Source organism: Mesorhizobium sp. STM 4661, from assembly GCF_000359125.1.
Taxonomy (GTDB): Bacteria; Pseudomonadota; Alphaproteobacteria; order Rhizobiales; family Rhizobiaceae; genus Mesorhizobium.
This window is the reverse complement of record NZ_CAAF010000003.1, coordinates 43,913-67,756: the sequence shown is the minus strand read 5'-3', so window position 1 is coordinate 67,756 and position 23,844 is coordinate 43,913. Positions and strand designations below refer to the sequence as shown.

At 63.8% G+C, this 23,844-nt stretch carries 26 protein-coding genes and 1 tRNA gene; 7 read left to right on the top strand and 20 right to left on the bottom strand.

The genetic code is table 11. From position 1 onward, the window contains the following. The first annotated feature begins 67 nt into the window (after positions 1 to 67). Positions 68 to 229 (top strand): lasso RiPP family leader peptide-containing protein, encoded by a 162-nt coding sequence (locus MESS4_RS35085; protein WP_348259031.1) that lies wholly within the window; start codon positions 68 to 70, stop codon positions 227 to 229. Positions 230 to 311: 82 nt separating this feature from the next. Here the strand turns inward: MESS4_RS35085 and dhaK are convergent, their stop codons facing one another. The 13 genes from dhaK to MESS4_RS00425 all read right to left on the bottom strand — a co-directional run bounded on the left by dhaK (position 312) and on the right by MESS4_RS00425 (position 11,264). After that, complete coding sequence (gene dhaK / locus MESS4_RS00485; protein WP_006325220.1) at positions 312 to 1,298, bottom strand: dihydroxyacetone kinase subunit DhaK; 987 nt, start codon at positions 1,296 to 1,298, stop codon at positions 312 to 314. Positions 1,299 to 1,345: 47 nt separating this feature from the next. Next, positions 1,346 to 1,771 carry a hypothetical protein gene (locus MESS4_RS00480; protein ID WP_006325219.1) on the bottom strand — a complete coding sequence of 142 codons (426 nt, stop codon included), beginning with the start codon at positions 1,769 to 1,771 and terminating at the stop codon, positions 1,346 to 1,348. Positions 1,772 to 1,780: 9 nt separating this feature from the next. After that, a complete protein-coding gene (ptsP, locus tag MESS4_RS00475; RefSeq protein ID WP_006325217.1) occupies positions 1,781 to 3,367 on the bottom strand; it encodes a phosphoenolpyruvate--protein phosphotransferase in 1,587 nt (528 codons plus the stop codon). Continuing rightward, positions 3,351 to 3,653 carry an HPr family phosphocarrier protein gene (locus MESS4_RS00470; RefSeq protein ID WP_006325216.1) on the bottom strand — a complete coding sequence of 101 codons (303 nt, stop codon included), beginning with the start codon at positions 3,651 to 3,653 and terminating at the stop codon, positions 3,351 to 3,353. Before MESS4_RS00470 ends, ptsP begins: the two co-directional genes overlap by 17 nt. Before the next feature lie 21 nt (positions 3,654 to 3,674). Continuing rightward, positions 3,675 to 4,064 carry a dihydroxyacetone kinase phosphoryl donor subunit DhaM gene (gene dhaM, locus MESS4_RS00465; RefSeq protein ID WP_006325214.1) on the bottom strand — a complete coding sequence of 130 codons (390 nt, stop codon included), beginning with the start codon at positions 4,062 to 4,064 and terminating at the stop codon, positions 3,675 to 3,677. Beyond that, positions 4,061 to 4,678 (bottom strand): dihydroxyacetone kinase subunit DhaL, encoded by a 618-nt coding sequence (gene dhaL / locus MESS4_RS00460; RefSeq protein ID WP_006325213.1) that lies wholly within the window; start codon positions 4,676 to 4,678, stop codon positions 4,061 to 4,063. The genes dhaM and dhaL overlap by 4 nt, the downstream gene beginning before the upstream one ends. Beyond that, positions 4,675 to 5,694 carry an ABC transporter ATP-binding protein gene (locus MESS4_RS00455; RefSeq protein WP_006325212.1) on the bottom strand — a complete coding sequence of 340 codons (1,020 nt, stop codon included), beginning with the start codon at positions 5,692 to 5,694 and terminating at the stop codon, positions 4,675 to 4,677. The genes dhaL and MESS4_RS00455 overlap by 4 nt, the downstream gene beginning before the upstream one ends. Next, the gene (locus MESS4_RS00450; RefSeq protein ID WP_006325211.1) at positions 5,687 to 6,793 is read right to left on the bottom strand and encodes an ABC transporter ATP-binding protein; all 1,107 of its coding nucleotides are present in this window, start codon (positions 6,791 to 6,793) and stop codon (positions 5,687 to 5,689) included. The genes MESS4_RS00455 and MESS4_RS00450 overlap by 8 nt, the downstream gene beginning before the upstream one ends. A 3-nt stretch (positions 6,794 to 6,796) precedes the next feature. Then, complete coding sequence (locus MESS4_RS00445) at positions 6,797 to 7,003, bottom strand: hypothetical protein (RefSeq protein WP_006325210.1); 207 nt, start codon at positions 7,001 to 7,003, stop codon at positions 6,797 to 6,799. Continuing rightward, positions 7,000 to 7,950 carry an ABC transporter permease subunit gene (locus MESS4_RS00440; protein ID WP_006325209.1) on the bottom strand — a complete coding sequence of 317 codons (951 nt, stop codon included), beginning with the start codon at positions 7,948 to 7,950 and terminating at the stop codon, positions 7,000 to 7,002. Before MESS4_RS00440 ends, MESS4_RS00445 begins: the two co-directional genes overlap by 4 nt. Continuing rightward, positions 7,947 to 8,894: a sugar ABC transporter permease gene (locus MESS4_RS00435; RefSeq protein ID WP_006325208.1), complete on the bottom strand. Its 948-nt coding sequence runs from the start codon at positions 8,892 to 8,894 to the stop codon at positions 7,947 to 7,949. Before MESS4_RS00435 ends, MESS4_RS00440 begins: the two co-directional genes overlap by 4 nt. A gap of 108 nt (positions 8,895 to 9,002) precedes the next feature. Continuing rightward, positions 9,003 to 10,334, bottom strand: a complete 1,332-nt coding sequence (locus tag MESS4_RS00430) for an ABC transporter substrate-binding protein (RefSeq protein WP_006325205.1) — start codon at positions 10,332 to 10,334, stop codon at positions 9,003 to 9,005. A 240-nt stretch (positions 10,335 to 10,574) separates the two neighbouring features. Beyond that, the gene (locus MESS4_RS00425; protein WP_006325203.1) at positions 10,575 to 11,264 is read right to left on the bottom strand and encodes a PIG-L deacetylase family protein; all 690 of its coding nucleotides are present in this window, start codon (positions 11,262 to 11,264) and stop codon (positions 10,575 to 10,577) included. A 26-nt stretch (positions 11,265 to 11,290) separates the two neighbouring features. Between MESS4_RS00425 and MESS4_RS00420 the strand changes: the two genes are divergently transcribed. From MESS4_RS00420 to nhaA, 5 genes are all read left to right on the top strand, one after another. After that, the gene (locus MESS4_RS00420; RefSeq protein WP_006325201.1) at positions 11,291 to 12,181 is read left to right on the top strand and encodes a DMT family transporter; all 891 of its coding nucleotides are present in this window, start codon (positions 11,291 to 11,293) and stop codon (positions 12,179 to 12,181) included. An 82-nt stretch (positions 12,182 to 12,263) separates the two neighbouring features. Next, complete coding sequence (gene hrpB, locus MESS4_RS00415; RefSeq protein ID WP_036240337.1) at positions 12,264 to 14,726, top strand: ATP-dependent helicase HrpB; 2,463 nt, start codon at positions 12,264 to 12,266, stop codon at positions 14,724 to 14,726. Between the two features lie 62 nt (positions 14,727 to 14,788). Then, positions 14,789 to 16,114: an ActS/PrrB/RegB family redox-sensitive histidine kinase gene (locus MESS4_RS00410; protein ID WP_006325195.1), complete on the top strand. Its 1,326-nt coding sequence runs from the start codon at positions 14,789 to 14,791 to the stop codon at positions 16,112 to 16,114. 76 nt (positions 16,115 to 16,190) lie between these two features. Continuing rightward, positions 16,191 to 16,754: an ActR/PrrA/RegA family redox response regulator transcription factor gene (locus MESS4_RS00405; protein WP_081609599.1), complete on the top strand. Its 564-nt coding sequence runs from the start codon at positions 16,191 to 16,193 to the stop codon at positions 16,752 to 16,754. A gap of 96 nt (positions 16,755 to 16,850) precedes the next feature. Continuing rightward, complete coding sequence (gene nhaA, locus MESS4_RS00400) at positions 16,851 to 18,041, top strand: Na+/H+ antiporter NhaA (protein ID WP_006325191.1); 1,191 nt, start codon at positions 16,851 to 16,853, stop codon at positions 18,039 to 18,041. Between the two features lie 227 nt (positions 18,042 to 18,268). Here the strand turns inward: nhaA and MESS4_RS00395 are convergent, their stop codons facing one another. From MESS4_RS00395 to cueR, 4 genes are all read right to left on the bottom strand, one after another. Next, entirely contained in the window at positions 18,269 to 18,769 is a 501-nt protein-coding gene (locus MESS4_RS00395; RefSeq protein WP_006325189.1) for an MmcB family DNA repair protein, read from the bottom strand. A gap of 108 nt (positions 18,770 to 18,877) precedes the next feature. Next, a complete protein-coding gene (locus MESS4_RS33140) occupies positions 18,878 to 19,051 on the bottom strand; it encodes a hypothetical protein (RefSeq protein WP_006325187.1) in 174 nt (57 codons plus the stop codon). Between the two features lie 628 nt (positions 19,052 to 19,679). Continuing rightward, positions 19,680 to 19,753 (bottom strand) — tRNA-Cys (locus MESS4_RS00390). Positions 19,754 to 19,876: 123 nt separating this feature from the next. Beyond that, positions 19,877 to 20,299 carry a Cu(I)-responsive transcriptional regulator gene (gene cueR, locus MESS4_RS00385; RefSeq protein WP_006325176.1) on the bottom strand — a complete coding sequence of 141 codons (423 nt, stop codon included), beginning with the start codon at positions 20,297 to 20,299 and terminating at the stop codon, positions 19,877 to 19,879. Positions 20,300 to 20,523: 224 nt separating this feature from the next. On the opposite strand from cueR, the gene MESS4_RS00380 reads away from it, so the two are divergent. Next, the gene (locus tag MESS4_RS00380; RefSeq protein ID WP_036240365.1) at positions 20,524 to 21,141 is read left to right on the top strand and encodes a L,D-transpeptidase; all 618 of its coding nucleotides are present in this window, start codon (positions 20,524 to 20,526) and stop codon (positions 21,139 to 21,141) included. A gap of 118 nt (positions 21,142 to 21,259) precedes the next feature. On the opposite strand, the gene MESS4_RS00375 is transcribed toward MESS4_RS00380, so the two are convergent. The 3 genes from MESS4_RS00375 to trpS form a co-directional block, all read right to left on the bottom strand. Beyond that, complete coding sequence (locus MESS4_RS00375; protein WP_006325173.1) at positions 21,260 to 21,826, bottom strand: NifU family protein; 567 nt, start codon at positions 21,824 to 21,826, stop codon at positions 21,260 to 21,262. A 144-nt stretch (positions 21,827 to 21,970) separates the two neighbouring features. Further along, positions 21,971 to 22,462 carry a universal stress protein gene (locus tag MESS4_RS00370; RefSeq protein WP_006325172.1) on the bottom strand — a complete coding sequence of 164 codons (492 nt, stop codon included), beginning with the start codon at positions 22,460 to 22,462 and terminating at the stop codon, positions 21,971 to 21,973. Between the two features lie 268 nt (positions 22,463 to 22,730). Then, complete coding sequence (gene trpS, locus MESS4_RS00365) at positions 22,731 to 23,798, bottom strand: tryptophan--tRNA ligase (protein WP_006325171.1); 1,068 nt, start codon at positions 23,796 to 23,798, stop codon at positions 22,731 to 22,733. Positions 23,799 to 23,844 lie beyond the last annotated feature (46 nt).

The following is a 23,844-nucleotide window of genomic DNA, read 5'->3' as shown; positions in this document are numbered from 1 at the left end:
AATCTCGAAAAGATGGTTGCAGAAAAGCCGTGCGGAAGCCAGTGTGTCTCTTGTCGGCAAGTAACACATGAGTTGTATCGCCTGTTCCTATTATCTTGCCAGTGTCGCGAGAGCAGGGGATGACATGACCAAGAAACAATATCAGGCGCCGGTCCTTCGCAAAGCAGGAAAACTGTCGAGCGTCACGGCGGGCTCAGGCTCTTCCGTGCCTGTAGTAATCGTGGAATAATCCGGCCAAAATCGATTGATCGCAGCCTGACCTCTATGGGTTGACAGGTGCCGATCATTCACTAGCGGCTATGTCCGGGGGGCTACATTCCCCAGCGCAGCGCCGCCGTATGCACCGGCGCATCCCACAATGCGGTCGTCGCCTCATCGAGCATGGTCAGCGTGATCGAGCAGCCGGCCATGTCGAGCGACGTCACATAGGAGCCGACCAGCGACCGGGTGACCGTCACACCGTGCTTCTCGAAGATTGTCCGGGCGCTGTTGTACATAAGATAGAGCTCCATCAGCGGCGTGCCGCCGAAACCATTGACGAAGAGCAGCGCCGGGCCCTTTGCCCGGTCGCCGAGATCGCCCAGGATCGCCAGGCAGATCTCCTCGGCGATGGTATCGGCGCTCTTCAATGTGTCGCGGCGCCTTCCTGGCTCGCCATGGATGCCGACGCCGAACTCCATCTCGCCGTCGCCGATATCGAAGGTCGGCTTGCCCGCCGCCGGCACGGTGCAGCTGGTCAACGCCACGCCCATCGAGCGCGTCTCGCCGTTGACGCGCTCGCCCAGCGCCTTCAGCTCTTTCAGTGCCATGCCTTGCTCAGCCGCCGCACCCACGATCTTCTCGACCACCAGCGTGCCGGCGACACCGCGCCGGCCGGTCGTGTAGGACGAATTCTCGACGGCGACGTCGTCATTGGTCACGATCTGCATGACGCCTTCCGACATTTCGGCCGCCATCTCGAAGTTCATCACGTCGCCCTCGTAGTTCTTGACGATGAACAGGCAGCCGGCGCCGGTATTGACGGCCTCCACCGCCGCCATCATCTGGTCCGGCGTCGGCGAGGTGAACACCTGGCCGGGGCAGGCGGCATCCAGCATGCCGTACCCGACCAGTCCGCCATGCAGCGGCTCATGGCCGGAGCCGCCGCCGGAGATCAGCGCCACCTTGCCGGGCTTGAGCACCTTGCGGCGGACGAATTTGTGCTCGTCGCCAAGCGCCAGTATGTCGGCATGCGCGGCAACGAAGCCGTCGAGGCTTTCGGTCAGCACCGTATCAACCGAATTCAGAAACTTCTTCATGGTGTCCTCCCGATACAACCTAGCCGAAACAACCTGTCATGAAACGATCAGCCGCCACCCTTGCCGGTGATGCTGGTGATCTTCTGGATGAAATCGTTGACCGCTCGGTCGAGCGCGGCGTTCTGCTTCTCGTCGCCGAAATCGGGCACGATCAGCGAGACATGCCGTGTCTTGCGCATGCCCGCCGCCACCGACATCTTCCCCGGATGCGCCTGGTGGTAGGCGGCGAGGAAGTGGTCGCGTTCGGCCGGGCTGAAATGGCAGACGGAAAAAATAGCCGGCAAATGTTTTGACGGAATCGGGGTCGAATAGGCCGGGCTGGAGATCTGGGTGACGAAGCTGCGATGCTTGCCGAGCGCATCGGCAAGGCGCTGGCGCATGCCGGACGGGCGCTGATCGATAACCAGCGACAGGATCGTCTTGTAGGCGCGGATCGCCTCTTCCGAACCGGGTACAGGTATCTTGTCGGCCATGCCGGCGCCCTAGACGGCCACATCCGCGATGGCCGCCTTGGCCATGGCGAGCTGGGCGGGAACGACGGAGAGGTCGCGCAGGCCGGCCTCGATCAGCGCCGGGATGGAGGCCGGATCGCCGCCGGCGTCGCCGCACAGGCTGACCGGTATTCTCTTCGCCTGGCCGAAAGCGGCGACCGACGCGATGAGGCGGAGCACCGCCGGATGCCGGACCGAATTGAGATGAGCGACCGCGGCATTGTCGCGCGCCGCCGCCATCACATACTGCGTCAAATCGTTGGAGCCGATCGAGAAGAAGGCGACGCCGGAAAATGCCTCGGGCGCGATCGCCACCGACGGCACTTCCACCATGATGCCCAGCGGCGGCATTTTGCATGCGACGCCGCGCGCGGAAAGCCCGGCCTGCTCTTCCGCGAACAGGGCGGCTGCTCTTTGATATTCGTCCACGACGGCGATCATCGGAAACATCACCTTGAGATTGCCATGGACGGCGGCGCGCAGAAGCGCCCGGATCTGCGCGCGAAACACCTCAGACCGCGCCAGCGACAGCCTGATGCCGCGCAGGCCGAGGAACGGATTGCCTTCTTCGACGGTGAAACCCGGCACCGGCTTGTCGCCGCCGGCATCGACGGTACGGATGGTCACCGGCTTTTCGCCGGCCCATTCCAGCACCTTGCGGTAGGCGCGATATTGCGTTTCCTCGTCGGGCAGCGTCTTGCCGAACAGGAATTCGGTGCGCATCAGCCCGACGCCGTCACAGGTCGAGATGTCGATGCCGTCGACATCGGACGGATCGGCGATGTTGACCTGCACGCGTACCGCCGTCCCGGCTTTCGTCACGGCCGGCTTGTCCAGATAGGTCCGTGCCCTGTCGCGACGGGCTGTGAACGACGACGAAGACTGGCGGAAAGCGTCGATCTCGGCCTTCGAGGGCGAAAGCACGATGCCGCCATGCTCGGCGTCGAGCAGTGCGATTCCGGTAAGATGAGCCGGCGAAGCACCAAGCCCCACGACCATTGGCACGCCGCGTGAGCGCGCCAGCATGGCGACATGGCTGGCGGCGCTGCCGGCCTTCAGCGCGATGCCGCCGCCGCAACTCCAGTCGGTTTCGAGGAAACGTGTTGGCGCGATGTCCTCGCCATAGAAGATGGCGCCGGCTGGCGCCGCGGCCCCGCCGTCCTCGGTCAATGCGCGCAGCACCTGGTCTCGGATATCGCGCATGTCGGCGGCGCGTGCCCGGAAATAATCCTGGTCCGAGGTCTCGTAGCCGGCAATCTCAGCGTCCAGCGCCTGCCGCCATGCCGCATCGGCCGGCTGGCCGGCTGTGATCGCCACGAAGGCCGGGCCGGTCAGCGCGTCGTCCTCCAGCATGGCGACCTGGAATTCGAGGATGCCGGCCGCCTCTCCGTCGGCTATTTCCATCAGCCCGGCGAGCCGGCCCGCCGCAACGCCGATCGCCGCCTCGAGCGCAGCCTTCTCCTCAGCCGCCGTTGCCTTGCTGGCGTAGCGCGCGGCAACCGGTTCGAGGTTGAACAGCGGCCCTTCGGCATAACCGGCCGAGGCTGAAATGCCTGTCAACCTAAGCGGTTCGGGCATGGTCCGCGCCCTCGTCGAAGTCGCGCCGTACCAGTTCGACCAGCGCACCGACCGCCTCGCCGGCGCCGTCGCCCTTGGCCCTGATATGCAGCATCGTGCCTTTCGGCGCCTTCGCCGCCATCACCTTGACGATGCTCTTGGCGTCGAACCACGGCCCGTTGGCGGCGAGCGCCATCTCCACCTCGGCCGAAAATGTCTTGGCGAGCTTGGTGAACTTCACCGAAGGGCGCGCATGCAGGCCCACCTCGTGGGTGATCAGGACGGTGGCTTCGGCGGATGCGGACATGCTGTCAAAATTCCTGTTCGTTCACGACGGTGACAATTCGTGCGCCGTCGCCACCACTTCCCTCAGCGAGGCGCCGCCGGAAGCCTCCGTCGCCGCCATCACCGCGCCCTCGACGATCGGCGCGTTGCAGACGATGATCTTCTGCGCGCGCGGCTCGCCGATCATCTCGACCGCCATCTCGCTGTTGGTCTCGGCGCCGCCGAGATCGACGAGGATGGCGACACCCGCCTCCGACCAGGCCTTGTCGATGGCGCCCATGATTGCTTCGACGTTTGTGCCCAGTCCGCCATGGCCGTTTCCGCCGCACCATGCAAGCGGCACTTCGTCGCCGACCATCTGGCGCACCATGTCCGCCGTGCCCTCGGCCACCAGCGGCGAGTGCGATACGATGACGATGCCGACATTGCTCATGCGTAGCCCTCGATTGTTTCGGCAACGGCCCGTACCAGCAGCGCTGTCGAACGCGCCCCGGCGTCCATATGGCCGATCGACCGATCGCCAAGGAACGAGGCGCGCCCGCGCAAAGCCTTCATCGGCACGGTGGCCTCAGCCGCTCTGTCGGCGGCGTCGGTGATTTCCGGACCGGTTCTGTCTTGCAACAGCGCCTCATGCACTGGCTGCAGCACGTCGAGCATGGTCTTCTGCCCGACCTGCGACTTGCCGCGTGCTGCCACCGCTTCGATTGCCTTGCCGAACGCCGTCGCCAGATCGGCGCGATCGGGCTCCGTCGAAATCTCCTTGCCGAGCGCCATGAACAGGGTCCCGAAAAGCGGCCCCGAAGCACCGCCCACGGTCATCACCAGCTTGGTTCCGATCGCCTTCAGCGCGTCGGGCAGCGGCTTTGCAGCGAAACTGTCGGCATCGGCCCTGACAGCCTCGAAACCGCGCTTCATGTTCAGCCCGTGGTCGCCGTCGCCAATCGCCTGGTCGAGCGTGGTCAGCTCATCCGCGTGAGCGGCAATCGTATCGGCGGTGGCTGATATCAGCGCCTTCAGCTCTACCTTGTTCATCGTCTCCGCGCTCATCGGTTGGCGATCCTGTTGCCGGCCTGGTCGAAGAACAGCGGCGCCCGGTAACGGATCGTCACTTTGTCGCCCTTTTCCAGTTGCGTGTCGGGGTCGGTCAGCGTCACCAGCTTCCTGGTCCCCACCGTCACATGCAGATGGTTCTGGTCGCCCAGATGCTCGACCCAGTCGACAACCCCGTCAGCGTGGCCGTTAGACGCCTTGCCGATCGACAGATGTTCGGTGCGCGCGCCGATGGTTTTCGTCCCCGCCGGCATGTCGCCATCGGGCAGGAGCCCGGTCGGCAACAGATTGATCGCCGGCTGGCCGAGCCTTGCGGCGACATGCAGGTTTGCCGGCTCCGAGTAGATCGTGCGCGGCGTGCCGATCTGCACCAGCACGCCCTCGGCCAGGATGCCGATGCGGTCGGCCATTGTCATCGCCTCGATCTGGTCGTGCGTGACATAGAGCATGGTGGCGCCGAGTTCGGCCTGGATGCGCTTCAGTTCCAGCCTGAGATCGGCACGCAGCTTGGCGTCGAGCGACGACAGCGGCTCGTCCATCAAATAGATCGCGGGCTTGCGCACCAGCGCGCGGCCGATGGCGACGCGCTGCATCTCGCCGCCGGAAAGCTTCGTCGAACGGTTGTTCAGTTTGTGATGGATGCGCACCATCCTGGCCACTTCCTCGACGCGGCGGCGCACCGCGTCCTCGGCCAGCCGCCGCGCCGGCGAGCGTAGCGGAAAGGCGAGATTGTCAAAGACCGACAGATGCGGATAGAGCGAATATTGCTGGAAGACAAAGGCGGTGTCGCGCTCGGCCGGCGACAGCATCGTCGCATCGCGGCCGGCGATATGGATCGTGCCCGTGTCGGGCCGTTCCAGCCCGGCGATCAGCCGCAGCGTCGTCGTCTTGCCGGCGCCCGTTGGCCCAAGCAGCACGACGAACTCGCCGTCCTTGATCTGCAGGTCCAGCCTGTCGACGGCGGTGTGTTCGCCAAAACTCTTGGTCACGCCCTTGATGTGCACATCAGCCATGGCGCGCCTCCACGGCTGCGTCATGGATTGCGGTCCTGACCGCGCGCCCGGATCCCTTGTCGAACAGCGACAGCCGCGCGCTGCTCAGCGCCAGGCCGACATGGTCACCCGTGTTGAGCCGGATTTCGGCCGGCACCCGCGCCTTGATGATGCCGTCCGCCGTCTCCACCGCGACGATCTGCGTGGTGCCGAGATATTCGGTGCCGTAGATGGCGCCGCGCAATTTCGAGGCGTCGTCGAAGCGGATGTATTCCGGACGGATGCCAAGCGCCATCTCGGCCGGCGCGATGTCCTCGCGCACCTCCGGCACTGCCACCTTGGCGCCTTGCACGACGATCTCTTTCGATCCTTTCGCCAGCCCGCCGCCGAAGCCGAGAAAATTCATCGGCGGCGAGCCGATGAAGTCGGCGACGAACATGGTCGCCGGACGGTCGTAGATCTCACGCGGCGTCCCGAACTGCTCGATGACGCCGTGGTTCATCACCGCGATCTTGTCGGCCATCGACATCGCTTCCATCTGGTCGTGGGTGACGTAGACAGTTGTGGCGTGGATGCGATTGTGCAGTTCGCGCAGTTCATGGACCATGAGGTCGCGGAATTCGGTGTCGAGCGTGCCGAGCGGCTCGTCCATCAGGAAGCATTTCGGTCGCCTGACGATGGCGCGGCCGAGTGCGACGCGCTGGCGGTCGCCGCCGGCAAGGCCCGAGACGGATTTGTTGAGCAGATGATCGATGCGCAACAGCTTGGCCGTCTCTTCCACCCGCTGGCGGATTTCTGCTGATGGCATGCCTTGCGCCAGCAGCGGGAAGCCGATGTTCTTCCTGACGTTCATGTGCGGGTAGAGCGCGAACAGCTGGAAGACGAAGGCGATGTCGCGCTCGCGGGCACGACGCATGGTGACGTCCTCGCCGCCAAGCACGATCTTGCCGCCGGTCGGCAGTTCGAGCCCGGCAATCATCCTCAGCGTCGTCGTCTTGCCGCAGCCCGACGGTCCCAGCATGACGAAGAATTCACCATCCTCAACGACGAAGCTGGAATCCTGCACGGCGACGAAATCGCCAAACGCCTTCCTCAGATGCTCAACGCGGATCTCAGCCATCGTCTACTCCGGAAATTTCGAGACGATGATGAACATCAGCGTGCCGGCCAGCATGGTGATGAAGGAATAGGTGTAGAGCGACAGCGCGAAGGGCTGGAACAGCATCAGGAAGCCGATGGCGATGATCGCGGTGGCGATGTTTTCCATCAGCCCGCGCCTTGCCCAGACTGGCCAGCGCGATTTGCGTTTTGCGGGCTGGATCGTGCTCATTTGCGCACCGCGCCGAAGGTGATGCCGCGCAAGAGCTGCTTGCGGAGCAGAATGGTGAAGACCAGGATCGGCACCAGGAAGATCGTCGTGCCGGCCGCCACCGCCGGCCAGTCCTGCCCGCCTTCGCCGATGATGGTCGGGATGAAGGGCGGCGCGGTCTGCGCCGTGCCCGACGTCAGAAGCGCTGCGAAGGCGTATTCGTTCCAGGCGAAGATCAGGCAGAAGATGGCGGTCGCGGCAATGCCGGTGGTCGCCTGCGGCAGAACCGTGCGCCAGAAGGCCTGCAGCCGCGTATAGCCGTCGATCATCGCCGCTTCCTCATATTCGCGCGGAATCTCGTCGATGAAGCCTTTCAAGAGCCAGACAGCGAGCGACACGTTGACCGCCGTATAGAGCAGGATCATGCCGAGCGCGGTGTCGGAGAGGCCAAGCTCGCGATACATCAGGTAGATGGGAATCGCGACCGCGATCGGCGGCATCATGCGTGTCGACAGGATGAAGAACAAAAGGTCGTCGGCCAGCGGCACCTTGAAGCGCGAGAAGCCATAGGCCGACAGCGTGCCGAGGAACACCGCGCAGAAGGTCGAGCCGAAGGCGATGATCAGCGAATTGACGAAGCGCGGCATGAAGTTGGATGGTCCGGCGATCACCATGTTGCGCTTGCGCACGGTCTCGTCGCAGAAGCCGGTCGCCGGTCCGAGCGAGTTGATGTATTCCGGCGTCTGCCTTGTCCGTGTCGTGAACAGATTGCAGTAGCCTTCGAGGCTCGGCTGGAAGACGATCTTCGGCGGATAGGCGATCGAGTCCGGTGGCGTCTTGAAGCTGGTGGCAAAGATCCATAGCAGCGGCACGATCGAGATCAGCGCATAGGCAACGATAATCGTGCCGGCGATAAGCTTCGCGTTTGCCGAAGGTGCGACGACCGAATGGGCTGTGGTCAGGCTCATCTCTGCTTCACCTTGTTCAGCGCCTTGACGTAGATGTTGGCGAGGCCGAACACCGCGACGAACAGGATGATGGCGAAGGCCGACGAGTAGCCGGTGCGCCAGCTTTCGAAAGCCTGCCGCTTCAGCGTGATCGACGCGACTTCGGTGGTCGAGCCCGGCCCGCCGCCGGTCAACAGAGTGACCATGTCGAACATCTTGAAGTTCTCGATGCCGCGAAACAGCACCGCCAGCATGATGAAGGGCAGCGCCATCGGCAGCGTGATCGACCAGAACTGCCGCCAGTTGGAAGCGCGGTCGACCTCGGCCGCCTCATAGAGGTATTCGGGGATGGAGCGTAAGCCCGCGAGGCAGATCAGCATCACGTAGGGCGTCCACATCCATGTGTCGACGATGATGATCGACCACGGCGCCAGCGAGACATTGGACAGCATCTGGACATCGGTCGGTGGAATGCCGGACACAAAGGAGATGGCGTAGGCGAACAGACCGATCTGCGGCTCGTAGAGGAAGCGCCAGAAATTGCCGACCACGGCCGGCGACAGCATCATCGGCACCAGGATGATGGTCGTCCAGAAGGCGTGGCCGCGAAACTTGCGGTCAATCAGCCAGGCGAGGGTAAAACCGATCAGCGTCTGCAGGAGAATGGTCCAGAAGACGAAATGCGCCGTCGTCTGCATGGCGATCCAGACATCCTGGTCGCCGAGGATGCGCTTGTAATTGGCAAGGCCGACATTCTTCACCACCTCGTTGGGACGGTTGGCGCGGTAATTGGTGAAGGACAGATAGATCGCCCAGAACAGCGGGAAGATATTGATGGCAAGCAGCAACAGGATCGTCGGCGAGATGAACAGCCAGGCAAGGCCCTTGTCGCTGATACCCCGGACCTTGCGGGCCAACGGCTCAGGCGTGGCCCGGGCAACGCTGTCCGCAGTCCGATTGAGCATGGTCAGTCCCGCTTCGGTCACTTTAAGTCGTCTCGACACTGGAATTTATCTGAACTGTGTCCCGTGCCAAGGGCGGCACGGGACACGCGCGTCGGCTCGGGAGGAGCCTTACATCTTGCCGTCATCCTGGAAGACGCTGGTCCAGTCCTTGACCAGGCCGTCAAGCGCATCCTTGGCCGAACCCTGGCCGGCGACGACATAGTCGTGGAAGCGCTTTTGCGACGCCTGCAGCAGGGGCGCGTAGCTCGGCTCTGCCCAAAAATCCTTCACGATGGCCATGGAGTCGAGGAAGGTCTGCGCATAGGGCTGGCTGGACGGGAAGTTCGGGTCTTTGACCACCGCGTTGAGGCAGGAAAAGCCGCCGAGCGACCACCATTTGGCCTGCACGTCCTTGTTGGCGAACCATTTGATGTATTTGAGCGCCGATTCCTGCTTGTCGGAGTAGGACACCACCGAGATGCCCTGGCCGCCAAGCTGGGCGAACTGGTCGCCATCGGGACCTTTGGGATTGACGAAATAGCCGATCTTGTCACCGCCGACATTCTCGTCCTTCTGCAAGCCTGGCCAAGTGAAGGCGAAGTTCATGTGCATCGCCACCTGGCCTGATTTGAAGGCGTCGACGCCTTCGCCCATATAGCTGTTCGAGGCACCGGGCGGGGTGCAGCAGTCATAGAGCGCCTTGTAGAATTCCAGGCCCTTCACCGATTTCTCGGAATTGACGAAGCCTTCCATCTCGTAGGGCTTCTTGGGGTTCTCGTACTGGAAGCCGAAGCTGTAGAGCACGTCCATGGCGCCCATGGTGATGCCTTCGGAGCCACGCTCGGTATAGATCGACGCGCCATAGACGGTCTTGCCGTCGATCTCGCGCTTCTGGAAGAACTCGGCGATCTGCTTGAGCTGGTCGAAGGTCGTCGGCGCGGCGAGGTCCCAGCCGTACTTCTCCTTGAATTCCTTCTGCAATTCCGGCCTGGAGAACCAGTCCTTGCGATAGGTCCAGCCGACGACGTCGCCCATGGCCGGCAGCGCCCAGTAATTCGGCGTGTTCTTCGGCCATTCCGAATAGCCGACGACCGTCGCCGGCACGAAGTCGTCCATGCTGATCTTCTCCTTGTCGAAGAAGTCGTTCAGCTTGACGTAGTGGCCGTTCTCGGCCGCGCCGCCGATCCACTGGCTGTCGCCGATGATCAGGTCGCACAGCTTGCCCTTGGAATTCAGTTCGTTGAGAAAGCGATCGGCATAGTTCGTCCACGGAACGAATTCGAATTTCATGCCGATGCCGGATTCCTTGGTAAAGTCCTTGGACAATTCCACAAGCGCGTTTGCCGGGTCCCAGGCTGCCCAGCAAAGCGTCAGATCTTCAGCCTGCGCAACGTTCGAAGCGGCTGTCGACGCCAACATCGCCGAGGCCAGTCCCAACGTCAGTTTCAAGGTCGATTTCATGCCTTCCTCCCATTTGCGAAACGCGTCCGGATGACGGTTTCAAGAACCTCAACCCCCCTCCTCAGGGGTCTAAACATGACAACGCGATCGCGTGGCCGATGTTTAGTAATTTGTTTAGTGATGCAATTTTTACTAAACAAGGCAAGCGAATTCGTTGCTGCGCCGCAGCATGGCGCGCGCGGGTCAGGCGCTGGCTAAGGAGTTTCGGCGCTCGCGCCGTCCGGCACGCCGGTGCCTGGCTCAGGTCATCGTCCTGGTGCTGACCGTCACTGGCCGGATCACTGGGGCCGGCGGCAGCAAGGCGCGAATGTCGGCGAAGGGGAAGACCGGCTCGAAGCGAAACGCCTCGGCGAAGGAACCGGTCGCGCCATTGCACTGACCGGCGCGAAAGGCGTTCTGCGTGCGCGCCGCGTCGACAAAGCGCTCGGGATCTTGCGATTGATGCGCCCGGATCGCCTTGGCCTTGAGGTCGAAATGCACTGATATGTCGACATAGTGCGTCGGCGAGAAACCGGTGCCGCCGAGCGTATCGGCATGCAGCACCGGGACTGCGAAAGACGCCGCGATGCGCACGCCGTCCGACAGCGCGCGGTGGTCGCCATGGTAGTCGTTTGGCGCATGGGTAATCGCGAGATCCGGTTTCACCTCGCCGATCAGCGCCTTCAGGGCTGCGATCAGGGCAGCATCGAAAATCAGCGCACCATCCGGGAAGTCGAGAAAGTGCGGCGTGGCGCCAAGCAGGCCCGCCGCGGCCGTCGCGTCCTCGCGGCGGACGCGGGCGAGCGTTGCCGGATCGCTCTTGCCGCCCCTGGCCCCATCCGTGGCTATTGCAAAAATCAATTCTGCGCCTTGCGTGGCATAGGCGGCCATCGTACCGAGCATGAAGATCTCGATGTCGTCGGGATGCGCACCGAGCGCCAATATTTTCACTGCTCTCTCCCCGGAAATGGAAGAACGTGACGAACGGAATCCTGCTCGCCCTGATCGCCTATGCAAGCTATTCGTGCAACGACGCCGTTGTCAAAAGCCTGGGCGGGCAGTTCACCGTGTTCGAGATCGGCTTCTTCTCGACGCTGTTTGCCGGCTTTTTCCTGCTCTTCACCAGGCCGAACGGGGAGCGCTGGCGGGATTTCTGGCGCACGAAGCGGCCTTGGGCGGTGCAGGCCCGCGCCTGGGCCGGCATATTGTCCGGCGTGCTCAGCGTCTATGCCTTCACCACCATTCCGCTGGCCGAAGCCTATGCGCTGATCTTCCTGGCGCCGCTCTGCGTCACCATCCTTTCGACCGTCATTCTCAAGGAGAAGGTCGGCCCTTGGCGATGGCTGGCGGTGGTCGCCGGCTTTGCCGGCGTCATGCTGGTGGTGCGGCCGGGCTTTCGCGAACTGCATCTCGGCCACCTCGCCGCCTTCGGCGTTGCCTTCCTTGCCGCCGCCAGCGTCATCCTGATGCGCTCGCTTGCCCAGCAGGAAAAGCGCACGACCATGCTCGGCGTACTGATCGGCTACGGCCTGTTCTTCAACGGCATTGGCGCGGCGGCCACCTCATTCACCTTGCCGGACGCGAGGCAGCTCGCTTGGCTGGTGATCTCCGGTGCGTTCACCTCCTGCGGGCAGTTGCTTCAGTTACTTGCCGTCAAATACGCGCCCGCCAACCGCATCGCGCCGACGCATTATTCGCAGATCGTCTGGGCGGTGATCCTCGGCGCGCTGTTCTTCCAGGAGTATCCGGACGCGCTGTCGCTGGTCGGCCTTGCGGTCGTCGGCGGCTCCGGCCTTTTGACGATGGTGCGCGAGGAGGCAAGGCTCGGCACCGTGCGCTGGAACCCGTTTTCGCGGACCCGGCTTTGAGCCGACCCAAATCGTCAGGTTGCGCGGCAGCCCCGCGCGCTGATATGCGGGCGCTGGCGACTGGCTGTATACCCCTAGGACAATGAGCAAAAGAATCTTGCCGGAGCTTCCGGTATCCGCCGTGCTGCCGGCGCTAAGCGAGGCGCTGGACCATGCCAACAGCGCCGTGCTGGTGGCGCCGCCTGGCGCCGGCAAGACGACGCTGGTGCCGCTGGCGCTGCTCGACGCGCCATGGCTCGGCACGGGAAGGATCGTCCTGCTCGAGCCGCGCCGGCTCGCCGCCCGCGCCGCCGCCCGCCGCATGGCCGAGCTCATCGGCGAGGAGCCCGGCGGCACGGTCGGCTACGCCATGCGCATGGAAAGCCGCATTTCGGCCCGGACAAAAATCCTCGTCGTCACCGAAGGCGTCTTGTCGCGCATGATCCTCGACGATCCTGAATTGCCTGATGTCTCGGCGGTCTTGTTCGACGAATTCCACGAGCGCTCGCTCGACGGTGATTTCGGCCTTGCGCTGGCGCTCGACGTGCAGGGCGCGCTGCGGCCCGATTTGCGCTTGCTGGTCATGTCGGCGACGCTTGACGGCGTGCGTGTATCCCGGTTGCTGGCAAACGCGCCGGTGATCGAGAGCGAGGGCCGCGCTTTCCCCGTCGACATAAGCTACGACGAGCGGCCGGCCGGCACGGCAATAGAGGACGCCATGGCCAAGGCGATTCGCGCCGCGCTTGCCAAGGAAAGCGGCAGCGTGCTTGCCTTCCTGCCCGGCCAGCGCGAGATCGAGCGCACCGCCGAGCGACTGCGGGACCGCATCGGCGCCGACACCGATATCGTGCCGCTCTATGGCCAGCTCGACGGCAAGGCGCAGGATGCGGCGATCAGGCCGGCTGCGCCCGGCCGCCGCAAGGTGGTGCTGGCGACGTCGATCGCCGAGACCTCCATCACCATCGACGGCGTGCGCGTCGTCATCGATTCCGGCCTGTCGCGGCTGCCGCGTTACGAGCCGGCCAGCGGCCTGACGCGGCTGGAGACGGTGCGTGTTAGCAGAGCCTCCGCCGACCAGCGCGCCGGCCGTGCCGGGCGCACGCAAGCTGGCATCGCCATCCGGCTGTGGCGGGCCGAGCAGACGGCCGCACTTCCCGCCTTCACCCCGCCGGAAATCCTCGAGGCCGACCTTTCCGGCCTGCTGCTCGATTGCGCCGCCTTCGGCGTCGCCGATCCGGCGAGCCTTTCCTTCCTCGATCCGCCGCCGGCCCCGGCGCTCAACGAGGCAAGGGCGCTGCTTCGCGCGCTGGACGCCATCGACGCGGCAGGGCGCCTGACGGAATCAGGTGCTGCGATGCGCAAGCTGGCGCTGCCGGTGCGGTTGGCTCACATGGTCGCTGAAGCGGCCAAGACCGGCCAGGCCTCGGAAGCGGCAATGCTTGCCGTGCTGCTCACCGAGCGCGGCCTGGGTGGCGATGGCGCCGACCTCGAACGGCGGCTGATGCGGTTTCGGACCGAAAGATCGCCGCGTGCCACATCGGCGCGGCAACTTGCAGAGCGGCTCGCGAGGCAGGCTGGTGGCGAGAGAAACAATGAGCCGGCTTTCGCCGGCGCCCTCCTCATCCATGCTTGGCCGGACCGTATCGCCAAGGCGCGCGGCGAGCGCGGCCGTTTCGTGCTGGCCAATGGCTCCGGCGCCATGCTCGATGCCGCCGATCCGCTGGCCGGCGAGGCCTGGCTCGTCGTCGCCGACCTGCAGGGCAAGGCGCAGAACGCCCGCATCACCGCGGCGGCCGCGGTCGATGACGTCGACATCTGCGCTGCGCTGGGCGACAGGATGGAGGTCCGCCGAGTAACCAGCTTCGACCGTGACAGGCGTGCGGTGCGCATGCGCGAGATCGCTCGCCTCGGCGCCATCACCCTGTCCGAACGCATGCTGCCGGCGCCATCGGGCGCCGATGCGGACCGCGCCATCCTTGACGCCTTGCGCGAACATGGCCTCTCGCTTTTGCCGTGGAGCAAGGAGGCGCAAACGCTGCGCCAGCGGCTCGGCTGGCTGCATCGCGGTCTTGGCGCGCCCTGGCCCGACATGTCCGATGCCGCACTTCTCGAAGGCCTCGACGACTGGCTGCTGCCTTTTCTCTCCGGCTCGGCGTCCTTCGCCGCGATCGATCCGGGCGTGCTTTCGGCCGGCCTCATGGCCCTGGTTCCGCATGAGCTCCAACGCAAGGTCGAGGCGCTGGCGCCGACCCATTTCGACGCGCCGTCGGGCAGCCATGTGCCGATCCGCTATGATGGCGAATGGCCGGTGCTGGCGATCCGCGTGCAGGAGCTTTTCGGTCTCGACCGGCATCCGGCGATCGCCGGCGGCACTGTGCCGCTGACGCTCGAACTTCTGTCGCCGGCGCACCGGCCGATCCAGACGACGCGCGACCTGCCCGGCTTCTGGCGCGGTTCCTGGGCCGATGTGCGCACCGACATGCGCGGCCGCTATCCCCGGCATGTCTGGCCGGAGAACCCGCTTCTCGCCACCGCCACCAGCCGCGCCAAGCCGCGCGGAACGTGATCCGGGGGTCGAAGCATCATGGACCATCGCACCATTCCCTTTCCCGGCTATAATCCCCGGCCATGATCAACATCCTGCACGCGCCCGACTTCCAGCAAAGCCAGCGGCTGCGCCTCAACACGCTGATCAGGCTGCGCTGGCTGGCAATCGTCGGCCAGAGCCTGACGGTGCTCGTGGTTGCCTATGGGCTGAAGTTCCCGCTGCCGGTCAGCCTCTGCTTCGCGCTGATCGCCTGTTCGGCCTGGATGAACCTGCTGCTGACCTTCCGCTATCCGGCGGCGCACCGCCTGACCCCGCTTTCGGCCTTTGCCATCCTGACCTTCGACAGCCTTCAGCTTGCCGGTCTGCTCTATATGACCGGCGGCCTGACCAATCCCTTTTCCGTGCTGGTGACAGTGCCCGTGGTCATCTCGGCGGCATCGCTGCCGCTGCGCCTGACAGCCGTCCTCGGCGCGTTGGTGATGATGGCGGCAAGCCTTCTGGTCTTCTTTCATTTGCCGCTGCCCTGGCACGAGGGCGCACCGCTGGAGGTGCCGTTCATCTATGTCGCCGGCATGTGGATGGCGGTGTTTTCCTCGATCGCCTTTACCGCGATCTATGCCTTCCGGGTGGCCGAGGAAGCGCGCCTGCTCGCCAACGCGCTTGCCGCCACCGAACTGGTGCTGCAGCGCGAGCAGCATCTGTCGGCGCTCGACGGTCTCGCAGCCGCCGCCGCGCATGAACTGGGCACGCCGCTCGCCACCATCGCGCTGGTCGCCAAGGAGATGGAGAAGGCGCTCGGCGCAGACCCGAAATACCGCGAGGACGTCACGCTGCTGCGTTCGCAGAGCGAGCGCTGCCGCGAAATCCTGAAGCGGCTTACCAGCCTGTCCTCCGAGGGCGAGGCGCATCTCTCCCGCCTGCCGCTGACCTCGCTGGTCGAGGAGGTGACGGCCCCGCACCGCGATTTCGGCATCCAGATCAGGCTCCGGCCCGGCGAGCGCATCGGCCCGGAACCGGTCGGGCGGCGCAATCCCGGCGTCATCTACGGCCTCGGCAATCTGGTCGAGAATGCCGTCGACTTCGCCCGCAAGAGCGTCACCATACGCTGGAGTTGGGACGAGGCCGCCGTCACCTTCTCGATCATCGACGACGGACCGGGTTTTCCGGCGGAGATCATCGACCGCATCGGCGAACCTTACATGTCGACGCGCCAGGGTACCGAAGCCGGCGGCGGCCTGGGCCTGGGCCTGTTCATCGCCAAGACCTTGCTGGAGCGTTCGGGCGCCACGCTCGATTTCCGCAATTCGAGCGGGCTGGGCGAGGGCGCCATCGTGCAGATAGCCTGGCCGCGCAGCGTCTTCCTCAATCCCGAGCAGGCTTCGACCACCATGTTCGACACGGCCTGACAGGCGCTAAAAATTGGACATTGGCGCGCCAAAACTATATCTGCGTAAAAATCAGGCAGCAGGAATTCCAGAGACGATGAGTGGCGACGAAACGATTGGTGCAATGGTTGAAGGCGAGGACACCTCGCTGTTGATCGTCGACGACGACAAGCCGTTCCTGACGCGCCTTGCCCGAGCCATGGAAACCAGGGGTTTCCTGGTCGAGACGGCCGAGAGCGTCGAAGAGGCGGTGGCCAAGGCGCGCGCCAATCCGCCTGCCTATGCGGTGGTCGACATGCGGCTTGCCGACGGCAACGGCCTCGACGTCGTCGCCGCCATCCGCGAAAAGCGCGACGACGCCCGCGCCATCATCCTCACCGGCTACGGCAATATCGCCACCGCGGTGACGGCGGTGAAGCTCGGGGCCATCGACTATCTGTCGAAGCCGGCCGATGCCGACGATGTTTTTGCGGCGCTCACCCGCACGGCAGGCGAACGCGCCGCCCCGCCGGAAAATCCGATGTCGGCCGACCGCGTGCGCTGGGAACACATCCAGCGCGTCTACGAGATGTGCGACCGCAACGTTTCCGAGACCGCGCGCCGGCTCAACATGCATCGCCGCACGCTGCAGCGTATACTGGCCAAGCGCGCCCCGCGCTGACTAGGGCTGACTTAAGAGGCCGCTTGCCTCATTGCCGGGGTTTGCGCATCATCCTGCGGAGTGATTCCGTTCGACTGGGGGCATGACGGAGGCGACATGCAGGACGACAAACAGCGGCCGGTCTCCGTTTTCCGCGAATTCCTCGATAGCGAGGCGGCCGGCGGCATCATCCTGATGGCGGCCGCGGCCCTTGCCCTGATCGTCGCCAATTCGCCGCTGGCTGAAACCTATTTCTCCGCCCTTCAAGCCTATCTTGGCCCGCTCAGCGTCTCGCACTGGATCAATGACGGCCTGATGGCGGTGTTTTTCCTGCTGGTCGGCCTGGAGATCAAGCGCGAGATGCTGGACGGCCAGCTCTCGACCTGGCCCAGGCGCGTCCTGCCCGGCGTCGCCGCCGCCGGCGGCATGATGGTTCCCGCACTGGTCTATGTCGCCGTCAACAGAGGCAATTCGGCCGCTCTGTCCGGCTGGGCGATCCCGACCGCCACCGACATCGCCTTTGCGCTTGGCGTCCTGTCGCTGCTCGGCAACCGCGTGCCGGCCTCGCTGAAGATCTTCCTCACCGCGCTCGCCATCATCGACGATCTCGGCGCCGTCATCATCATCGCGATCTTCTACACCAGCGGCCTGTCGCTGGCCTATCTGGGTGCCGCCTTCGCGGTCATTGCCGTGCTCATCGTGCTCAACCGCATGCGGGTGATGAACCTGCTGCCCTATCTCGTGCTCGGCGTCGTCCTGTGGGTGCTGGTGCTGAAATCGGGCGTGCATGCGACGCTGGCCGGCGTCGCATTGGCGCTGACCATCCCGCTCGAACGCTCCGCCGGCATCAGCCGTGATCTCGACCGTTCGCCGCTGCACCGGCTCGAACACGGCCTGCACAAGATCGTACCGTTCTTCGTCATTCCGATCTTCGGCTTTGCCAATGCCGGCGTCTCGCTCGCCGGTCTCAGCCCCGCCGCTCTGGTCGAGCCGCTGACGCTGGGCGTCGCCGCCGGCCTCGTCGCCGGCAAGCTGGTCGGCGTGTTCGGCTTTTCCGCGCTCGCCATAAGGCTCGGCTTTGCCGATCTGCCGGTCAATGCCGGCTGGCTGCACATGATCGGCATCTCGCTCTTGTGCGGCATCGGCTTCACCATGAGCCTGTTCATCGGCCTGCTCGCCTTTGCCAACGATGTGGCGCTGCAGGACGCGGTCAAGGTCGGCATCCTCGCCGGCTCCTTCCTCGCCGCCATCCTCGGCGCGGCGGTCTTGCTGATGGCGCCGGCGGTGGCGGACGAGGGCGAGGAGTAGAGCCATCGGCGAAGCTGCCGATCTCCCCCCTTGCGGGGGAGATGCCCGGCAGGGCAGAGGGGGGTGCTGTCCCTCCGACCTGCCAGCCGGTCGGAGCCACGTCCTCAGCCAGTTCCCGGTTCGGAAGGAGTTTAAGTCGAAAGTCGGCGATCCTTCCCCCTGTCCTGCCGGACATCTCCCCGCAAGGGGGGAGATCGGATGCCGCGTCGGCATTCGCCAACCGCCAGCTACTCGCTCTCCCCGTCCAGCGCCGGCACCGACACGCCCGCCAACTCCGCCGCCAAGAGCCGCGAGGCGCCGGCACGCGCAATCCTCAGCATCAGCGCTTTGCGCGTTGCCGCCGCCATGCGGTGCTCCGGCGCATCGCGCAGGATCTCGGCGCCGTAGCCGTCGGAGAGGATGAAGCCGCACTCTTCGGGAAAGATCTCCGAGGGTACGCCGGGATGGGTGGCGAAGAAGAAGCGGTCGGAATGCAGCCGATAGTCCGGCCATTTGCGGTCGACCCTGAAATCCTCGATCGAGGATTTGATCTCGATGATCCAGATGTCGCCCTGGCGGGTCAGCGCGACGAGGTCGGCACGGCGGCCGGTGGCCAGCGAGATTTCGGGCAGCACATGCGCGCCCATCTCCATCAGCAGCCGCTGCACGCCGCGCCGCACCAGCATGGCGCGCTCCGACTGGCGGCCATCGATCAGGGGATTGAGGGGGATAGGAGAGATGATAGGCATGGCGGGCACCATGCCAGATTTTGTTCACGGTTTGAACCCATCTTATGGGGATGATTATATATTTGACAGACCCTGGGGTAGCGCTGGCCCGCTATGCGACGACCATTACTAGGCGAGCCATTTGATGGCTCCTAGAATTAGCACAACGATAGCTGCCATCACATATTCCCGCCCCGGCTTAACCTGTGCACGAAGTTGCGGTGAAAATCGGCATGCCAGCAGGACGCCAAGCCCACCACCAAGCGGCGTTAGAATCTTGTCGATAAACTCAGCGGCATTCATGTCTCGACCCCCAGAAAAACCCAACGTGAGGCTAGCAGAGCTAGGGTCTTAAGCAAATGGGTTTGTCAAATATACAATCGCCTTAAGGTGGGCGATTGTATATTTGACAAACCCAATCGACGAAGCCTTCCTGGCGAAGCTGAAGAGAGGAAACTCACACCAGAACAGATAAAGGAGTTTGTGCGCCGCGAGCGCGAATCTGGGAAAAGCTAGTTTTCTGTCAGCACCTGTAGCGGCCATTCCCCTATGGCTGGGTGGCGCCACGTTGCCCCTATCCCAAGTTAGTGCGATGGTAAAAGCATGAATACGGATTCCACAGATAACGAGAGGCAAGCGCGCTTAAAACTGTTGGGCGCACGCGTTGCAGAGCTTAAGGCTGCAAGGCGACCTCCCCCTGAGGGTGAGCATATCGCCGGCGGCCCGCTTGGTCCTACACACCCACTTGAGGCGGAGTTCTTGGCAAGGAACGGAGGGCGAAGGTGGTACGGTCCCCAAAGCCAGGGGTTTGCTTTAGGCGCCCTTATTGTCTTTATCCGCTCGCTGCTTCGAACGCGGTAGTTGCCGGCCTGTCCTCTGCGAGCCGGCGCCGGTTTTTTGAATGCGTTCATAGTCGATCATGTGGGCTGGCTGGAGGTCTGAGTGGGAATTGAACCCACTACGTCGGTTTTGCAGACCGATGCGTCACCGTCCCGCCCTCAGACCTTGGTGCCTCTATGCCCAATCCATCATCGCCCCCAGATGGCGCTGGCAAAACGGGCGCGACGGCTTAGCGCTCGGGGCGTCCTCCTCCGGCGTTCGGGCGTCAGCGCGTGAGCGCGTGAGCGCCTATACCGCCGCCGAAGCGCCCTTGTCGCCATCCTCCGTACCACCCGCAATATCATCCAAAATCGGGCAGTGCGGCCGCTCGTCGCCATGGCAGGCGTGGATCAGCTTCTGCAGGGTCGAGCGCATCGACTGCAGCTCGCGCACCTTCTGCTCGATGGCGGTAACATGGGCGGCCGCGATCTCGCGCACATCGTGGCTGGCGCGGTCGCGATCCTGATAGAGCGCCATCAACTGGCGGCAATCGTCGATGGAAAAGCCGAGGTTGCGCGCGCGGCGCAGGAAAGCCAGCCGGTGGATGTCCTCGCCCGTATAGTCGCGGTAGCCGTTGCCGGCGCGCCGGGGATGGATCAGCCCGATCTCCTCATAGTAGCGGATGGTCTTGGCCGGCAGGCCGGAACGGTGGGCGGCATCCCCGACATTCATGACGTTCCTCGATTTCTGGCGGTCTGGCTGGCCGCCCCATTGAATTTGCTTCACAATCCTGTGGCGGCTGTTGCCGAAATGCCATAGTAACGTGGTTACCGGCACGTAAGCTCTCGCATATAGGCATCGCGGGCTTGGCAAGCAAAGCAAATGCCAGCATGAATGATGGCGACAAAGCGGCCGCAACGAGCCGCACTATTTCGGGCGGGGCATCGGACCTTTTCATGCGCATGAAGTCATTTGCAATTGTCGCCGCACTTGCGCTGTCGGCCGCTATCGCCGGTTGCAGCACCATCGGCTCGCAGGTCTTCACCAACCACTACGGCGCGGTGACCGATGCCGGCTATCAATTGCCGCGTATTCCGATCGAAAAAGTGCCGTTCAAGTACCGCCGGCAAGTGGTGGATTACGACACCAGGGAAAAGCCGGGCACCATCATCGTCGATACGCAGAACAAATTCCTCTATTTCGTCATGGGCGACGGCGAGGCGATGCGCTACGGCATCGGCGTCGGCCGCGAAGGCTTTGAATGGAACGGCACCGCCCGCATCGCGCTGAAGCGCGAATGGCCGACCTGGACGCCGCCCGGAGCGATGATCAAGCGCCAGCCCGAGCTTGCCAAGTTCGCCGGCGGCATGGAGCCGGGGCTGAAGAACCCGCTCGGCGCGCGTGCCATGTATCTGTTCAACAGGGGTGGCGATTCAGGCTACCGCCTGCATGGCAGCCCGGAATGGAACTCGATCGGCAAGGCGATGTCGTCGGGCTGCATCCGGCTGATGAACCAGGACATTATCGACCTCTATGACCGTACCTCGGTCGGCGCCAAGGTCATCGTTTTGTAAAACCAATTCTACGCGGACCGTCTAGGCAACAACTGACGTCCTAAAACAGAAAACCGGGCAATTCGGCCCGGTTTTTTGTTTTTTGCCCGAGGGCGAATTGTTCCTGGACGTGAGTCTCTCAAGAAACCTGTTCGACCTGCTGCACCTCGGGCACAAAATGCCGGAGCAGGTTCTGGATGCCGTGCTTCAGCGTCGCCGTCGATGACGGGCAGCCGGCGCAGGCGCCCTTCATGTGCAGGAACACCGTGCCATTCTCGAAGCCGCGGAAGGTGATGTCGCCGCCGTCCTGGGCGACGGCCGGGCGCACCCTGGTATCCAGCAGTTCCTTGATGGTGATGACCAGTTCCTCGTCGGCCTTATCGTAGAATTCGCCGGTCTGGCTGGTTTCGGCGGCTGGGCCGGCCTTGGCCATCACAGGCGCGCCGGACATGAAATGCTCCATGATGGCGCCGAGGATAGCCGGCTTCAAATGCTGCCAGTCGGGGCCGTCCTTGGTCACGGTGACGAAGTCATAGCCGAAGAAGACGCCGGTGACGCCCGGGATCTCGAACAGCCGGCCGGCCAGCGGCGAGGCAGCGGCAGCAGCGGCGTCGCGGAAATCGGCGGTGCCTTCGACAAGCACTTCCTTGCCGGGCAGGAATTTCAGCGTCGCCGGATTTGGCGTCGATTCGGTCTGGATGAACATGGCCGTCTCCATGCCCGTTTCGGGCAGATAGTTTGGAATAATTCTAAATAGGCTTTATCGGCTGGACATTCAAGCGAAACGCATCGCGGGAATGGCTGGCTGGCGGAATGTTTTTGCCCCTAAACCCGAATACCAAAGATTGGCTCAGGCGAGGCTGTCGATCTCCTCGTCGGACAGATTCTGCGGCACCACGGTCACCGGGATAGGAAAGGCGGCGCCCTTGCCGGCCACCGCACCGACCAGCGGCCCCGGCCCCTCCTTGCCGGCGCCGGCCGCCAGCACCAGTATGGCGATGTCCTGGTCTTCCTCGATCAATTTGTGGATCTCTTCGGTCGGCTTGCCTTCGCGCACCACCAGTTCCGGCTCGATGCCAAGCTTCTGGCGCACCTTGTTGGCGTGGCTGTCGAGGGCCGCGCGAGCCGTGGCGGTGGCCTCCTCACGCATGATCTTCTCGACGCCGAGCCAATGCTGGAAATCGTCCGGCTCGATCACATAGAGCAGCACCAGCACGCCGTTCGTGCTCTGCGCGCGCTTCGAGGCGTAGGCGACGGCGCGCTCGCATTCGGGCGTGTCGTCGATGATCGCCAGGAACTTGCGGCGATGACCGGCTTCGCGGCTGAGGCGTTTGGAGACCATGTCTGTCTACCTAGTGTCGTGATTTCGAAGTTCGCCTGATTTCGATATCGCGCTCGGAGCGAACTTCGAAATCAAAAACGACACTAGAAATCAATGAGTTGCTCGTATCCCTGATTTTGAAATTCGCACTGCCCTTGATATCCAACTCGGGCGAATTTCAAAATCAGGGATACGAGGGTCTTATGGCCGCAATCTGCCACCGCCGCAGACCGGCCGCAAGCGGCCGGTCATTGCTGCGGTATTAGGGGCGGCCGTGTCAGGACAGAGATCAGTCCTGCAGCAGACCGATGATGTCGCGCACTGTCTTCATCGTCGCCTCGGCCAGGACGCTGGCGCGTTCGCCGCCATCCTTCAAGACGGCGTCGACATAGGCGCGGTCACCGGAAATACGGCGCATCTCGCCGGCGATCGGCGCCAGTCTTTCCACGGCAAGGTCGGCCAGCGCCGGCTTGAACACGGAAAACTGCTGGCCGCCGAACTCCTTGAGCACCGCTTCCTTCGAGATTTCGGCGAGACCCGCATAGATGCCGACGAGGTTTTCCGCTTCCGGCCGGCCAGTCAGGCCGTCCAGCTCGCCCGGCAATGCCTCGGGATCGGTCTTGGCCTTGCGGATCTTCTTCGAGATGGCGTCGGCATCGTCGGTCAGATTGATGCGCGACAGGTCCGACGGGTCCGATTTCGACATCTTCTTCGAACCGTCGCGCAGGCTCATGATGCGCGCCGCCGGCCCGCCGATGACCGGCTCGGTCAGCGGGAAATAGCCGTTCACCGTCTCCTCTCCGACCTGCATCTCGACGCCGACGCCAAGGCGCGCGATGCGGTCCGAAAAATCATTGTTGAATTTCTGCGCGATGTCGCGCGTCAGCTCCAGATGCTGCTTTTGGTCCTCACCCACCGGGACGTGGGTGGCGCGGTAGACGAGGATGTCGGCAGCCATCAGGCTCGGATAGGCAAGCAGCCCGAGCGAGGCATTCTCGCGGTCCTTGCCGGCCTTGTCCTTGAACTGCGTCATGCGGTTCATCCAACCGATGCGCGCCACGCAGTTGAAGATCCAGGCAAGCTCGGCGTGCTGCATGACCCGCGACTGGTTGAAGACGATGTGCTTCCTCGGATCGATGCCGGAGGCCAGGAAGGCAGCGGTGATCGAGCGCGTCTGGTCGGCAAGGTCTTCATGGACGAGCTGCGCGGTCAGCGAATGCAGGTCGACGACGCAATAGATGCAGTCGGACGTGTCCTGCAGGGCGACGAATTTCTTGATGGCGCCGAGATAATTGCCGAGATGCAGATTGCCGGTCGGCTGAACGCCGGAAAAGACGAGCGGTTTGAAGGCGGTCATGGGTTTCCTCATGGCTTGTGGAGGGCCGTTTCGCGCGCGGCGAAAG

Bases quoted from the DNA above. Each gene is read 5' to 3' on its own strand.
- MESS4_RS00405 (WP_081609599.1), top strand. From the start codon at position 16,191: ATGAGTGGCGACGAAACGATTGGTGCAATGGTTGAAGGCGAGGACACC.
- MESS4_RS00480 (WP_006325219.1), bottom strand. From the start codon at position 1,771: ATGGCCGACAAGATACCTGTACCCGGTTCGGAAGAGGCGATCCGCGCC.
- ptsP (WP_006325217.1), bottom strand. From the start codon at position 3,367: ATGCCCGAACCGCTTAGGTTGACAGGCATTTCAGCCTCGGCCGGTTAT.
- MESS4_RS00375 (WP_006325173.1), bottom strand. From the start codon at position 21,826: ATGTTCATCCAGACCGAATCGACGCCAAATCCGGCGACGCTGAAATTC.
- MESS4_RS33140 (WP_006325187.1), bottom strand. From the start codon at position 19,051: ATGAATGCCGCTGAGTTTATCGACAAGATTCTAACGCCGCTTGGTGGT.
- MESS4_RS00470 (WP_006325216.1), bottom strand. From the start codon at position 3,653: ATGTCCGCATCCGCCGAAGCCACCGTCCTGATCACCCACGAGGTGGGC.
- MESS4_RS00410 (WP_006325195.1), top strand. From the start codon at position 14,789: ATGATCAACATCCTGCACGCGCCCGACTTCCAGCAAAGCCAGCGGCTG.
- MESS4_RS00435 (WP_006325208.1), bottom strand. From the start codon at position 8,894: ATGCTCAATCGGACTGCGGACAGCGTTGCCCGGGCCACGCCTGAGCCG.
- dhaM (WP_006325214.1), bottom strand. From the start codon at position 4,064: ATGAGCAATGTCGGCATCGTCATCGTATCGCACTCGCCGCTGGTGGCC.
- MESS4_RS00395 (WP_006325189.1), bottom strand. From the start codon at position 18,769: ATGCCTATCATCTCTCCTATCCCCCTCAATCCCCTGATCGATGGCCGC.
- hrpB (WP_036240337.1), top strand. From the start codon at position 12,264: ATGAGCAAAAGAATCTTGCCGGAGCTTCCGGTATCCGCCGTGCTGCCG.
- MESS4_RS00380 (WP_036240365.1), top strand. From the start codon at position 20,524: ATGCGCATGAAGTCATTTGCAATTGTCGCCGCACTTGCGCTGTCGGCC.
- MESS4_RS00450 (WP_006325211.1), bottom strand. From the start codon at position 6,793: ATGGCTGAGATCCGCGTTGAGCATCTGAGGAAGGCGTTTGGCGATTTC.
- MESS4_RS00455 (WP_006325212.1), bottom strand. From the start codon at position 5,694: ATGGCTGATGTGCACATCAAGGGCGTGACCAAGAGTTTTGGCGAACAC.
- MESS4_RS00445 (WP_006325210.1), bottom strand. From the start codon at position 7,003: ATGAGCACGATCCAGCCCGCAAAACGCAAATCGCGCTGGCCAGTCTGG.
- nhaA (WP_006325191.1), top strand. From the start codon at position 16,851: ATGCAGGACGACAAACAGCGGCCGGTCTCCGTTTTCCGCGAATTCCTC.
- cueR (WP_006325176.1), bottom strand. From the start codon at position 20,299: ATGAATGTCGGGGATGCCGCCCACCGTTCCGGCCTGCCGGCCAAGACC.
- MESS4_RS00430 (WP_006325205.1), bottom strand. From the start codon at position 10,334: ATGAAATCGACCTTGAAACTGACGTTGGGACTGGCCTCGGCGATGTTG.
- MESS4_RS00370 (WP_006325172.1), bottom strand. From the start codon at position 22,462: ATGGTCTCCAAACGCCTCAGCCGCGAAGCCGGTCATCGCCGCAAGTTC.
- dhaK (WP_006325220.1), bottom strand. From the start codon at position 1,298: ATGAAGAAGTTTCTGAATTCGGTTGATACGGTGCTGACCGAAAGCCTC.
- MESS4_RS00440 (WP_006325209.1), bottom strand. From the start codon at position 7,950: ATGAGCCTGACCACAGCCCATTCGGTCGTCGCACCTTCGGCAAACGCG.
- dhaL (WP_006325213.1), bottom strand. From the start codon at position 4,678: ATGAGCGCGGAGACGATGAACAAGGTAGAGCTGAAGGCGCTGATATCA.
- MESS4_RS35085 (WP_348259031.1), top strand. From the start codon at position 68: ATGAGTTGTATCGCCTGTTCCTATTATCTTGCCAGTGTCGCGAGAGCA.
- trpS (WP_006325171.1), bottom strand. From the start codon at position 23,798: ATGACCGCCTTCAAACCGCTCGTCTTTTCCGGCGTTCAGCCGACCGGC.